The sequence below is a fragment of the Escherichia sp. MOD1-EC6098 genome (assembly GCF_002965865.1).
GTDB classification, from domain to species: domain Bacteria; phylum Pseudomonadota; class Gammaproteobacteria; order Enterobacterales; family Enterobacteriaceae; genus Escherichia; species Escherichia marmotae.
In genome coordinates this window covers 162,256-174,817 of record NZ_PTSN01000001.1, presented here as the reverse complement: position 1 = coordinate 174,817, position 12,562 = coordinate 162,256, and the positions used below count along the sequence as shown (strand labels likewise).

The window sequence follows — 12,562 nt, the reverse complement described above, 5'->3', positions numbered from 1 at the left end:
TTTTCTACATGGAACTTCTTGTACTTGTCTGGCGGCAGTATCGCTGGCCATTTATCAGTGTGATGGCGCTCAGCCTCGCCAGTGCGGCGTTAGGCATTGGCTTAATTGCTTTTATCAATCAGCGTCTTATCGAAACGGCAGATACCAGTTTGCTGGTGTTGCCGGAGTTTCTGGGTTTATTGCTGCTGTTGATGGCGGTAACACTGGGATCGCAACTGGCGCTCACCACGCTGGGCCATCATTTCGTTTACCGACTGCGTAGCGAATTTATCAAGCGGATTCTGGATACCCACGTCGAGCGCATTGAACAACTGGGCAGTGCCTCATTGCTGGCGGGGTTAACCAGCGATGTGCGCAATATCACCATCGCTTTTGTGCGCTTACCTGAACTGGTGCAGGGTATCATTCTCACGGTGGGTTCGGCGGCGTATCTGTGGATGCTGTCGGGTAAAATGTTGCTGGTAACGGCGATCTGGATGGCAATCACCATCTGGGGTGGTTTTTTGTTGGTGGCGCGGGTGTACAAACATATGGCGACCCTGCGAGAAACCGAAGACAAGCTGTACACGGATTTTCAAACTGTACTGGAAGGGCGCAAAGAGCTGACCCTGAACCGCGAGCGCGCCGAGTACGTTTTTAACAATCTCTACATCCCCGATGCGCAAGAATATCGCCATCATATTATTCGTGCTGATACATTCCATCTTAGTGCCGTGAACTGGTCGAACATTATGATGCTGGGCGCAATAGGCCTGGTGTTCTGGATGGCAAACAGTCTCGGTTGGGCTGATACCAACGTTGCGGCGACTTATTCGCTGACGCTGTTGTTCCTGCGTACACCGCTGCTTTCGGCGGTTGGTGCGTTGCCGACGCTGCTGACGGCACAGGTGGCGTTCAACAAGCTGAACAAATTCGCGCTCGCGCCTTTTAAAGCGGAGTTTCCGCGCCCGCAGGCGTTTCCCAACTGGCAAACCCTGGAGCTGCGTAACGTGACGTTTAGTTATCAGGATAATGCTTTTTCCGTTGGCCCGATTAACCTCACTATTAAACGTGGCGAACTGCTGTTCCTGATTGGTGGCAACGGTAGCGGTAAATCGACGCTGGCGATGTTGCTGACGGGGTTGTATCAGCCGCAAAGCGGTGAAATTTTGCTGGATGGCAACCCCATCAGCGCTGAAAAACCAGAAGATTATCGCAAGCTGTTTTCCGCCGTGTTTACCGATGTCTGGTTGTTTGATCAACTGCTGGGGCCGGAGGGTAAAACCGCAAATCCACAACTGGTTGAGAAGTGGTTAGATCAGTTGAAAATGGGTCATAAGCTTGAGTTAAGTAACGGGCGTATTCTTAACCTGAAGTTATCGAAAGGGCAGAAGAAACGCGTGGCGTTGTTGCTGGCACTGGCAGAAGAACGCGACATAATCCTGTTGGATGAATGGGCAGCGGATCAGGATCCACACTTCCGCCGTGAGTTTTATCAGGTATTACTGCCGCTGATGCAGGAGATGGGCAAAACGATTTTCGCCATCAGTCATGATGACCACTATTTTATTCACGCCGACCGCCTGCTGGAAATGCGCAGTGGGCTGCTTAGCGAACTAACCGGCGAAGAGCGTGATGCCGCTTCGCGTGATGCCGTTGCCAGGACGGCATGATATTTTGACGCTTACCTGACGGACTTCTGCTGCCAGGTAAGCGTTCCCTTCGTTTCTAATAACCCTATAATTAATCAACGAAATCATAATGTTTATAAAAATAGAAGATAATTTATAAACATTATTTAAATGTTGTTACTTAAGTGTTAACGTTGATGCCGCGCAAATCTCACCTGCAATAAAGCGACTAAAAGTAAGGCATTAACAAGATGAAAAAAGTGACTGCCATGCTCTTCTCGATGGCCGTGGGGCTTAATGCCGTTTCAATGACGGCAAAAGCGAAAGCGTCCGAGGAGCAGGAAACTGATGTACTGTTGATTGGCGGCGGCATTATGAGCGCCACGTTGGGGACCTATTTACGGGAACTGGAGCCTGAATGGTCGATGACCATGGTAGAGCGCCTGGAGGGTGTCGCGCAGGAGAGTTCGAACGGCTGGAACAACGCCGGAACCGGGCATTCTGCGCTGATGGAACTCAATTACACCCCGCAAAACGCCGATGGCAGCATCAGTATTGAAAAAGCAGTCGCCATTAACGAAGCATTCCAGATTTCCCGCCAGTTCTGGGCGCACCAGGTCGAGCGCGGCGTGCTGCGTACCCCGCGTTCATTTATCAATACCGTTCCGCATATGAGCTTTGTCTGGGGCGAAGATAACGTCAATTTCCTGCGTGCCCGTTACGCGGCATTGCAACAAAGTTCGCTGTTTCGCGGTATGCGTTACTCTGAAGATCACGCGCAAATCAAGGAGTGGGCACCGTTAGTGATGGAAGGGCGTGATCCACAACAGAAAGTGGCGGCTACGCGTACAGAAATTGGCACCGATGTGAACTACGGTGAGATCACCCGTCAGTTGATCGCCTCATTACAGAAGAAATCTAACTTCTCGCTGCAACTCAGCAGCGAAGTCCGCGCTATCAAACGTAATGACGATAACACCTGGACTGTCACCGTTGCCGATCTGAAAAACGGCACCGCACAGAACATCCGTGCGAAATTTGTCTTTATCGGCGCGGGTGGCGCGGCACTGAAACTGTTGCAGGAGTCCGGTATTCCGGAAGCGAAAGAATACGCCGGTTTCCCGGTGGGCGGTCAGTTCCTCGTTTCGGAAAACCCGGATGTGGTTAATCACCATCTGGCGAAGGTCTATGGTAAAGCATCCGTTGGCGCGCCGCCGATGTCAGTTCCGCATATCGATACCCGTGTACTGGACGGTAAACGCGTGGTGCTGTTCGGGCCATTTGCTACCTTCTCAACCAAATTCCTCAAAAACGGTTCGCTGTGGGATCTGATGAGTTCCACCACCACCTCTAACGTGATGCCGATGATGCACGTCGGGCTGGATAATTTCGAACTGGTGAAATATCTGGTGAGTCAGGTGATGTTGAGTGAAGAGGATCGTTTTGAAGCGTTGAAAGAGTACTACCCACAAGCGAAAAAAGAGGACTGGCGTTTGTGGCAAGCGGGACAGCGCGTGCAGATTATCAAACGTGATGCCGATAAAGGCGGCGTGCTGCGTCTGGGTACAGAAGTGGTCAGCGACCAGCAAGGAACCATTGCTGCGCTGCTCGGCGCATCGCCGGGGGCATCTACCGCTGCGCCGATTATGTTGAGTCTGTTGGAAAAAGTGTTTGGTGATCGTGTTTCCAGCCCACAATGGCAGGCCACGCTGAAAGCGATTGTTCCGTCTTATGGCAGCAAGCTGAACGGTGATGCGGCGGCAACAGAACGTGAATTGCAGTACACCAGCGAAGTTCTGAGCCTGAAATATGATAAGCCGCAGGCGGCAGATAGCACGCCGAAAGCGCAGTTGAAACCGCAACCAGTACAAAAAGAAGTGGCGGATATTGCGTTGTAATGGTGCGTCGCATCAGGCAACCGGCTCGGGCGTTAGATGCCGGATGCGGCGTAACCGCCTTATCCGACCTACGGGGGGCAGCACTTCGCAGCGGCGTAGGCCTGATAAGACGCGCAGCGTCGCATCAGGCAACCGGCCAGGGCGTTAGATGTCGGATGCGGCGTAACCGCCTTATCCGACCTACGGGGGGCAGCACTTCACAGCGTCGCATCAGGCAACTGGCTCGGGCGTTAGATGTCGGATGCGGCGTAACCGCCTTATCCGACCTGCGGGGGGGCAGCACTTCACATTCGTTTAGCGGCGTAGGCCTGATAAGACGCGCAGCGTCGCATCAGGCAACCGGCTCGGGCGTTAGATGTCGGATGCGGCGTAACCGCCTTATCCGACCTGCGGGGTGCAGCACTTCACAGCGGCGTAGGCCTGATAAGACGCGCAGCGTCGCATCAGGCAACTGGCTCGGGCGTTAGATGTCGAATGCGGCGTAACCGCCTTATCCGACCTGCGGAGTGCAGCACTTCACATTCGTTTAGCGGCGTAGGCCTGATAAGACGCGCAGCGTCGCATCAGGCAACTGGCTCGGGCGTTAGATGTCGGATGCGGCGTAACCGCCTTATCCGACCTGCGGGGGGCAGCACTTCACAGCGGCGTAGGCCTGATAAGACGCGCAGCGTCGCATCAGGCAACTGGCTCGGGCGTTAGATGTCGGATGCGGCGTAACCGCCTTATCCGACCTGCGGGGGGCAGCACTTCACAGCGGCGTAGGCCTGATAAGACGCGCAGCGTCGCATCAGGCAACCGGCCAGGACGTTAGATGCCGGATGCGGCATAACCGCCTTATCCGACCTGCGGGGGGCAGCACTTCACAGCGGCGTAGGCCTGATAAGACGCGCAGCGTCGTATCAGGCAACCGGCCAGGGCGTTAGATGTCGGATGCGGCGTAACCGCCTTATCCGACCTGCGGAGTGCAGCACTTCACATTCGTTTAGCGAACTACCGCGTTCTCAATCTTCTCTTCCGCCTTCCAGACGCGGTATTTCACATCCACATTGTCTGGTGTATACACCACGATCGGCAGCTTGCTGTTGTAACGCAGCATTCCGGCATCACCCAGATACGCGGTAACAAATTTCTTCTCTTTCTTGCCATCCGGACAGGCCATCATCGTCGAAACCGGGGAGCTAACTTTATCAAAGACATAATAATCATAGCCCCAGCCTTCCAGCGTTTTGCTTTCCAGTTTTCCGCCAAGACGATGCAGATTGCAATCGACCTCCAGCGTCTGACCGATCAACAGTTCTACTTTCAGGGTAGATTCATCTTCTTGCGGGGTTAACTGAATCACCTGACGCTTCATCCCTTTTTCGGCTTGCGGATAAGGGGCAATTTTTTCCAGCGGCTGGATGCTTTCTGCCGCCCAGGCAGAGGTCGTGGCAAAAGCGGCAAACAACACTGCAGGTAGAATGGTCTTCATTTTGTTTTCCTTTCTTCATTTATAGGTTTTTCACCGATGATGTCGCTGAAGGTTAACATATTCATCAAATTTATTAATTTGCTTTATGAATAACTTAAGGAATATTCAGACAACTTTACCTTCTCTTTTGGTGTTATATGCTGATGAATGGTGAAGCCTGAAGAAATATATTTGGTGAATTTATCGCTATATAAATTTATTTATAACCATTTGAAATGTGAGCAAAAGACCGTTTTTGCCAGCCTTCCCACCACTCTTTTGATCCTACTACAGGTTTTACCCCGATCGGGGTATGCATCTTTGACACATCCTTTAATATCTTAGCGGCTATAAAAATGGCTTATTAATTATGCGGTTTATTTGGTCGCTCTCCGTTTTCAGAGCGCGTTAATGATGGAAGGTCAATGTGAAGATTGATGTATCCCGTCGGGGCATACTCACTGGTCGCTGGCGCAAAGCCAGTAACGGTATCCGTCCGCCCTGGTCTGGTGATGAATCTCATTTTCTGACTCATTGTACCCGCTGCGACGCCTGTATTAATGCTTGTGAAAACAACATTTTGCAACGTGGTGCGGGTGGCTATCCGAGCGTTAATTTCAAAAACAACGAGTGCAGTTTCTGTTATGCCTGTGCGCAGGCTTGCCCCGAATCACTATTTTCTCCGCGCCACACCAGGGCCTGGGATTTGCTGTTCACCATCGGGGAGACGTGCCTGGCGTATCAGGCAGTCGAATGCCGTCGCTGTCAGGATAGCTGTGAACCAATGGCCATTATCTTTCGCCCGACGCTTTCCGGGATCTACCAGCCGCAACTTAATAGCCAACTTTGCAACGGATGTGGAGCATGTGCAGCTAGTTGTCCGGTATCAGCCATTACTGCGGAGTATCTCCATGCACACTAACTGGCAAGTTTGCAGCCTGGTCGTTCAGGCCAAAAGCGAACGAATTTCAGACATCAGCACCCAACTGAACGCCTTTGATGGCTGTGAAGTCGCTGTCAGCGACGCGCCGAGTGGTCAGTTGATAGTGGTGGTGGAAGCAGAAGACAGCGAAACGCTAATTCAAACCATTGAGTCAGTACGCAACGTAGAAGGCGTGCTGGCGGTGTCGCTGGTTTATCACCAGCAGGAAGAGCAAGGTGAGGAAACACCATGAAACTCAGTCGTCGTAGCTTTATGAAAGCTAACGCCGTTGCGGCCGCTGCGGCGGCTGCCGGTCTCAGCGTGCCGGGCGTTGCCCGCGCCGTTGTTGGTCAGCAGGAAGCCATTAAATGGGATAAAGCGCCATGCCGTTTTTGCGGTACTGGTTGTGGCGTTCTGGTCGGAACGCAACAGGGGCGTGTGGTGGCCTGTCAGGGCGACCCGGACGCACCGGTTAACCGTGGTCTGAACTGCATTAAGGGCTATTTCCTGCCCAAAATTATGTACGGTAAAGACCGTTTGACGCAGCCGCTTCTGCGTATGAAAAACGGTAAATATGACAAAGAAGGCGAGTTCACCCCAATCACCTGGGATCAAGCCTTTGATGTGATGGAAGAGAAATTCAAAACCGCCCTGAAAGAAAAAGGGCCGGAGTCGATCGGTATGTTCGGTTCTGGTCAGTGGACTATCTGGGAAGGTTATGCCGCGTCCAAGTTGTTCAAAGCGGGCTTCCGTTCTAACAACATCGACCCGAACGCACGCCACTGTATGGCGTCGGCGGTCGTTGGCTTTATGCGTACCTTTGGTATGGATGAGCCGATGGGCTGCTATGACGACATCGAACAGGCTGACGCGTTTGTGCTGTGGGGCGCGAACATGGCGGAGATGCACCCGATCCTCTGGTCGCGCATTACCAACCGTCGTCTCTCTAACCAGAACGTCACCGTGGCGGTGCTTTCTACTTACCAGCATCGTAGCTTTGAACTGGCGGATAACGGCATCATCTTTACGCCGCAATCTGACCTGGTGATCCTGAACTATATCGCCAACTATATCATTCAAAACAATGCGATAAATCAGGACTTCTTCAGCAAACACGTCAATCTGCGTAAAGGGGCGACGGACATCGGCTACGGTTTACGTCCAACCCATCCGCTGGAAAAAGCGGCGAAAAATCCGGGTTCCGATGCTTCCGAGCCGATGAGCTTTGAAGATTACAAAGCCTTTGTTGCCGAATATACGCTGGAAAAAACCGCTGAAATGACCGGCGTGCCAAAAGATCAGTTGGAACAACTGGCGCAACTGTATGCCGATCCGAACAAGAAAGTCATCTCCTACTGGACGATGGGTTTCAACCAGCATACCCGCGGCGTGTGGGCCAACAACCTGGTCTACAACCTGCATCTGCTGACCGGCAAAATTTCCCAGCCGGGTTGCGGTCCGTTCTCCCTCACGGGTCAGCCTTCCGCGTGTGGTACTGCGCGTGAAGTGGGCACCTTTGCTCACCGTCTGCCAGCGGACATGGTGGTGACCAACGAGAAACACCGTGATATCTGCGAGAAGAAGTGGAATATCCCGAGCGGCACCATTCCGGCAAAAATCGGTCTGCACGCGGTAGCACAAGACCGTGCGCTGAAAGACGGCACGCTGAATGTTTACTGGACCATGTGTACCAATAACATGCAGGCCGGGCCGAACATTAATGAAGAGCGTATGCCGGGCTGGCGCGATCCGCGCAACTTTATCATCGTTTCCGATCCATATCCGACAGTCAGTGCGCTGGCCGCGGACTTGATTCTGCCGACAGCAATGTGGGTAGAGAAAGAGGGGGCTTACGGTAACGCAGAACGCCGTACTCAGTTCTGGCGTCAACAGGTACAGGCACCGGGCGAAGCAAAATCGGATCTCTGGCAGTTAGTCCAGTTCTCCCGCCGCTTCAAAACTGAAGAAGTGTGGCCGGAAGAGCTGCTGGCGAAGAAACCGGAGCTGCGTGGCAAAACGCTGTACGAGGTACTGTATGCCACCCCGGAAGTGAGCAAATTCCCGGTATCCGAACTGGCAGAAGATCAACTTAATGATGAATCCCGCGAGCTGGGCTTCTATCTGCAAAAAGGGCTGTTCGAAGAGTACGCATGGTTTGGCCGCGGTCACGGTCACGATCTGGCACCGTTCGATGACTACCACAAAGCACGCGGCCTGCGCTGGCCGGTAGTTAACGGTAAAGAAACGCAGTGGCGTTACAGTGAAGGCAACGACCCGTATGTGAAAGCGGGCGAAGGCTACAAGTTCTACGGTAAACCGGATGGCAAAGCGGTGATCTTCGCACTGCCGTTTGAACCGGCGGCGGAAGCTCCGGATGAAGAATACGATCTGTGGCTCTCTACCGGGCGCGTACTGGAGCACTGGCATACCGGCAGTATGACTCGCCGTGTACCAGAACTGCACCGTGCTTTCCCGGAAGCGGTCCTGTTTATTCACCCGCTGGATGCGAAAGCGCGTGACCTGCGTCGTGGTGACAAAGTGAAAGTGGTTTCTCGTCGTGGCGAAGTGATCTCGATTGTCGAAACGCGCGGTCGTAACCGTCCGCCGCAGGGTCTGGTGTATATGCCGTTCTTCGACGCCGCACAGTTGGTTAACAAACTGACGCTGGACGCGACCGATCCGCTCTCGAAAGAGACGGACTTTAAGAAGTGCGCGGTCAAACTGGAGAAGGTGTAAGCCATTATGTCCCGGTCAGCGAAACCTCAAAATGGTCGCCGCCGCTTTCTGCGCGATGTCGTTCGCACAGCAGGCGGGCTGGCTGCCGTGGGTGTGGCGCTGGGGTTACAACAGCAAACCGCACGCGCATCTGGCGTGCGGTTGCGCCCGCCCGGAGCCATAAACGAGAACGCCTTTGCCAGTGCCTGTGTGCGTTGCGGGCAGTGTGTTCAGGCTTGCCCTTACGACACCTTAAAGCTGGCGACGTTGGCCTCTGGCCTGTCGGCGGGCACGCCGTACTTTGTGGCGCGCGATATTCCTTGCGAAATGTGTGAGGACGTACCGTGTGCCAAAGTGTGCCCGAGTGGTGCGCTGGATCGTGAAATCGAATCGATCGACGACGCGCGGATGGGACTGGCAGTGCTGGTGGATCAGGAGAACTGCCTCAACTTTCAGGGGCTGCGCTGCGATGTCTGTTATCGCGAATGCCCGAAAATTGATGAGGCGATTACCCTGGAACTGGAGCGCAACACGCGTACCGGTAAACACGCCCGTTTTCTGCCAACGGTTCACAGCGATGCCTGCACCGGCTGCGGTAAGTGCGAAAAAGTGTGCGTACTGGAGCAACCGGCAATCAAGGTGTTACCGCTGTCACTGGCGAAAGGGGAGTTAGGTCACCATTACCGCTTCGGCTGGCTGGAGGGGAACGATGGCAAATCGTAAACGTGACGCCGGGCGCGAGGCGCTGGCGAAAAAAGGCTGGTGGCGTAGTCACCGTTGGCTGGTGTTGCGTCGCCTTTGTCAGTTCTTCGTACTGGGAATGTTTTTGAGCGGCCCGTGGTTTGGTGTGTGGATCTTGCACGGCAACTATAGCAGTAGCTTGTTACTCGACACCATTCCGCTGACCGATCCGCTGATGACGCTGCAAAGCCTTGCCAGCGGTCATCTACCTGCCACAGTGGCGTTGACCGGCGCAGTGATTATCACTGTGCTCTACGCCCTGGCAGGAAAGCGATTATTTTGCAGTTGGGTCTGTCCGCTGAACCCGATTACCGATTTAGCAAACTGGTTACGCAGGCGATTTGACCTCAATCAGTCTGCGACGATCCCGCGGCACATTCGCTACGTGCTGCTGGTCGTCATACTGGTGGGATCGGCCTTAACCGGCACACTCATCTGGGAATGGATTAACCCTGTTTCCCTGATGGGGCGCAGCCTGGTAATGGGATTCGGCAGCGGCGCGCTGCTTATTCTCGCGCTGTTTTTATTTGATCTACTGGTCGTTGAACACGGCTGGTGCGGTCACATTTGCCCGGTCGGTGCGCTGTATGGCGTGTTGGGTAGCAAAGGTATTGTTACCGTTGCGGCTACCGATCGGCAGAAATGTAACCGCTGTATGGATTGTTTTCATGTTTGCCCGGAACCGCATGTACTACGTGCCCCGGTGCTGGATGAACAAAGCCCGGTGCAGGTCACCAGCCGCGATTGCATGACGTGCGGTCGCTGCGTGGATGTCTGTTCTGAGGATGTATTTACAATAACTACACGATGGAGTTCGGGAGCGAAATCATGAAAAGCCATGACCTGAAGAAAGCGCTGTGTCAATGGACGGCGATGCTGGCCCTGGTGGTGAGCGGCGCGGTTTGGGCGGCTAATGGCGTCGATTTTAGCCAGTCGCCAGAAGTATCCGGGACGCAGGAAGGGGCCATTCGGATGCCAAAAGAGCAGGATCGGATGCCGCTGAACTATGTGAATCAGCCGCCGATGATCCCGCATAGCGTTGAAGGTTATCAGGTAACGACCAATACCAACCGCTGCTTACAGTGCCACGGTGTCGAGAGCTATCGCACCACTGGCGCGCCGCGCATCAGTCCAACTCACTTTATGGACAGCGATGGCAAGGTAGGTGCGGAAGTGGCTCCGCGTCGTTACTTCTGTCTGCAATGTCACGTGCCGCAGGCCGATACCGCGCCAATCGTGGGGAATACCTTCACCCCATCAAAAGGTTACGGGAAATAAGAGGTTATTATGGGAAATTCTGACCGTAAGCCTGGCCTGATTAAGCGCCTGTGGAAATGGTGGCGTACTCCCAGTCGTCTGGCGCTGGGTACGCTGCTGTTGATCGGTTTTGTTGGCGGTATTGTCTTCTGGGGCGGCTTTAACACCGGAATGGAAAAAGCCAATACCGAAGAGTTCTGCATTAGCTGCCACGAAATGCGCAATACGGTGTATCAGGAATACATGGATTCCGTGCATTACAACAACCGTAGTGGCGTGCGTGCGACCTGTCCGGATTGTCACGTTCCGCACGAGTTTGTGCCGAAAATGATACGCAAGCTCAAAGCAAGTAAAGAGCTGTATGGTAAAATTTTTGGCGTTATTGACACGCCGCAAAAGTTTGAAGCTCATCGCCTGACTATGGCACAGAATGAGTGGCGGCGGATGAAGGACAATAACTCGCAGGAGTGTCGTAACTGTCACAACTTCGAGTATATGGATACAACCGCCCAGAAAGGTGTTGCCGCGAAGATGCACGCTCAGGCGGTGAAAGACGGGCAAACCTGTATTGACTGCCATAAAGGGATAGCGCACAAGCTGCCTGATATGCGTGAAGTCGAACCAGGTTTTTAACAGGGTTATTGCGTGGGTATGCTTGAAGCCAGAGAATTACTCTGCGAGCGGGATGAACGCACTTTATTTAGTGGTTTGTCATTTACGCTGAATGCAGGAGAGTGGGTACAAATCACCGGCAGCAACGGCGCGGGGAAGACAACGCTTCTCCGTTTGCTGACGGGGTTGTCTCGCCCTGATGCGGGTGAAGTTCTCTGGCAAGGGCAGCCCTTGCATCAGGTACGCGATAGCTACCATCAAAACCTGTTATGGATAGGCCATCAGCCGGGGATCAAAACCCGGCTGACGGCGTTAGAAAATCTGCACTTTTATCATCGCGATGGTGATACCGCACACTGTCTGGACGCTCTGGCGCAGGCCGGGCTTGCCGGATTCGAAGATATTCCCGTGAATCAACTCTCTGCCGGGCAACAACGCCGCGTTGCGCTGGCGCGTCTGTGGCTGACCCGTGCCACCTTGTGGATCCTCGACGAACCGTTTACCGCGATTGACGTTAACGGCGTCGATCGTCTGACCCAGCGTATGGCGCAGCATACGGAGCAGGGGGGGATTGTGATTCTTACTACTCACCAACCGCTCAACGTTGCCGAAAGTAAAATCCGCCGCATATCTCTGACGAAAACGAGGGGCGTATGATGTTCTGGCGCATTTTCCGTCTTGAGCTGCGCGTAGCGTTTCGCCATAGCGCCGAAATCGCCAACCCGCTGTGGTTTTTCCTGATTGTTATTACCCTTTTTCCGCTCAGTATCGGTCCGGAGCCGCAACTGCTGGCACGTATTGCACCGGGCATTATTTGGGTGGCAGCGCTGCTTTCTTCCTTACTGGCGCTGGAGCGACTGTTCCGTGACGATTTGCAGGACGGCAGTCTTGAACAACTGATGTTGTTGCCGTTACCCTTGCCCGCCGTTGTGCTGGCGAAGGTGATGGCGCACTGGATGGTAACCGGTTTACCGTTACTTATCCTCTCGCCACTGGTGGCATTGCTACTGGGAATGGACGTTTATGGCTGGCAAGTGATGGCGCTGACGCTGCTGTTGGGAACTCCAACGCTGGGATTTCTCGGTGCTCCGGGCGTGGCGCTGACAGTGGGACTTAAACGCGGTGGCGTGCTGCTCAGCATACTGGTGTTACCGCTGACCATCCCATTACTCATCTTTGCTACCGCCGCGATGGACGCGGCTTCGATGCATTTGCCCGTTGACGGGTATCTGGCAATTTTAGGCGCGTTGCTGGCAGGCACCGCGACATTAAGTCCTTTTGCGACGGCGGCAGCGTTACGAATCAGCATTCAATAACGCTGGATTACTGATTTTTGTTCGAGTCTGGTATCGAAACT

Annotated in this window: 12 protein-coding genes and 1 pseudogene; 11 read left to right on the top strand and 2 right to left on the bottom strand. The window is 53.8% G+C overall.

Annotation, left to right across the window (positions count from 1 at the left end):
- Positions 1–8 precede the first annotated feature (8 nt).
- Positions 9–1,652 (top strand): microcin J25 efflux ABC transporter YojI, encoded by a 1,644-nt coding sequence (gene yojI / locus C0K55_RS00780; RefSeq protein WP_001516738.1) that lies wholly within the window; start codon positions 9–11, stop codon positions 1,650–1,652.
- Positions 1,653–1,861: 209 nt separating this feature from the next.
- Positions 1,862–3,508: a malate dehydrogenase (quinone) gene (gene mqo, locus C0K55_RS00775; RefSeq protein WP_061090402.1), complete on the top strand. Its 1,647-nt coding sequence runs from the start codon at positions 1,862–1,864 to the stop codon at positions 3,506–3,508.
- Between the two features lie 982 nt (positions 3,509–4,490).
- Here the strand turns inward: mqo and eco are convergent.
- Positions 4,491–4,979 carry a serine protease inhibitor ecotin gene (gene eco, locus C0K55_RS00770; RefSeq protein WP_016248975.1) on the bottom strand — a complete coding sequence of 163 codons (489 nt, stop codon included), beginning with the start codon at positions 4,977–4,979 and terminating at the stop codon, positions 4,491–4,493.
- Between the two features lie 133 nt (positions 4,980–5,112).
- A pseudogene (locus C0K55_RS27080) lies at positions 5,113–5,277 on the bottom strand (hypothetical protein).
- 108 nt (positions 5,278–5,385) lie between these two features.
- Here C0K55_RS27080 and napF point away from each other — a divergent pair.
- From napF to ccmB, 9 genes are read left to right on the top strand one after another with little or no spacing between them, the layout of a single operon-like run.
- Positions 5,386–5,880, top strand: coding sequence for a ferredoxin-type protein NapF (napF, locus tag C0K55_RS00765; RefSeq protein WP_000687310.1), 495 nt, complete (start codon positions 5,386–5,388; stop codon positions 5,878–5,880).
- Positions 5,870–6,133: a chaperone NapD gene (gene napD / locus C0K55_RS00760; RefSeq protein WP_000557372.1), complete on the top strand. Its 264-nt coding sequence runs from the start codon at positions 5,870–5,872 to the stop codon at positions 6,131–6,133. The genes napF and napD overlap by 11 nt, the downstream gene beginning before the upstream one ends.
- A complete protein-coding gene (gene napA / locus C0K55_RS00755; protein WP_001516733.1) occupies positions 6,130–8,616 on the top strand; it encodes a periplasmic nitrate reductase subunit alpha in 2,487 nt (828 codons plus the stop codon). Before napD ends, napA begins: the two co-directional genes overlap by 4 nt.
- 6 nt (positions 8,617–8,622) lie before the next feature.
- Positions 8,623–9,318: a ferredoxin-type protein NapG gene (napG, locus tag C0K55_RS00750; RefSeq protein WP_000091299.1), complete on the top strand. Its 696-nt coding sequence runs from the start codon at positions 8,623–8,625 to the stop codon at positions 9,316–9,318.
- The gene (gene napH / locus C0K55_RS00745; RefSeq protein ID WP_000013486.1) at positions 9,305–10,168 is read left to right on the top strand and encodes a quinol dehydrogenase ferredoxin subunit NapH; all 864 of its coding nucleotides are present in this window, start codon (positions 9,305–9,307) and stop codon (positions 10,166–10,168) included. Before napG ends, napH begins: the two co-directional genes overlap by 14 nt.
- Positions 10,165–10,614: a nitrate reductase cytochrome c-type subunit gene (gene napB / locus C0K55_RS00740; protein ID WP_000835174.1), complete on the top strand. Its 450-nt coding sequence runs from the start codon at positions 10,165–10,167 to the stop codon at positions 10,612–10,614. The genes napH and napB overlap by 4 nt, the downstream gene beginning before the upstream one ends.
- A gap of 9 nt (positions 10,615–10,623) precedes the next feature.
- Positions 10,624–11,226, top strand: coding sequence for a cytochrome c-type protein NapC (gene napC, locus C0K55_RS00735; protein ID WP_000528371.1), 603 nt, complete (start codon positions 10,624–10,626; stop codon positions 11,224–11,226).
- A gap of 12 nt (positions 11,227–11,238) precedes the next feature.
- On the top strand, positions 11,239–11,862 hold the full coding sequence (gene ccmA, locus C0K55_RS00730; protein WP_000525579.1) for a cytochrome c biogenesis heme-transporting ATPase CcmA: 624 nt from the start codon (positions 11,239–11,241) through the stop codon (positions 11,860–11,862).
- Positions 11,859–12,521, top strand: coding sequence for a heme exporter protein CcmB (ccmB, locus tag C0K55_RS00725; RefSeq protein ID WP_000971724.1), 663 nt, complete (start codon positions 11,859–11,861; stop codon positions 12,519–12,521). The genes ccmA and ccmB overlap by 4 nt, the downstream gene beginning before the upstream one ends.
- Positions 12,522–12,562 lie beyond the last annotated feature (41 nt).

Bases quoted from the DNA above. Each gene is read 5' to 3' on its own strand.
- napB (WP_000835174.1), top strand. From the start codon at position 10,165: ATGAAAAGCCATGACCTGAAGAAAGCGCTGTGTCAATGGACGGCGATG.
- napC (WP_000528371.1), top strand. From the start codon at position 10,624: ATGGGAAATTCTGACCGTAAGCCTGGCCTGATTAAGCGCCTGTGGAAA.
- mqo (WP_061090402.1), top strand. From the start codon at position 1,862: ATGAAAAAAGTGACTGCCATGCTCTTCTCGATGGCCGTGGGGCTTAAT.
- napG (WP_000091299.1), top strand. From the start codon at position 8,623: ATGTCCCGGTCAGCGAAACCTCAAAATGGTCGCCGCCGCTTTCTGCGC.
- napH (WP_000013486.1), top strand. From the start codon at position 9,305: ATGGCAAATCGTAAACGTGACGCCGGGCGCGAGGCGCTGGCGAAAAAA.
- ccmB (WP_000971724.1), top strand. From the start codon at position 11,859: ATGATGTTCTGGCGCATTTTCCGTCTTGAGCTGCGCGTAGCGTTTCGC.
- napA (WP_001516733.1), top strand. From the start codon at position 6,130: ATGAAACTCAGTCGTCGTAGCTTTATGAAAGCTAACGCCGTTGCGGCC.
- yojI (WP_001516738.1), top strand. From the start codon at position 9: ATGGAACTTCTTGTACTTGTCTGGCGGCAGTATCGCTGGCCATTTATC.
- eco (WP_016248975.1), bottom strand. From the start codon at position 4,979: ATGAAGACCATTCTACCTGCAGTGTTGTTTGCCGCTTTTGCCACGACC.
- napD (WP_000557372.1), top strand. From the start codon at position 5,870: ATGCACACTAACTGGCAAGTTTGCAGCCTGGTCGTTCAGGCCAAAAGC.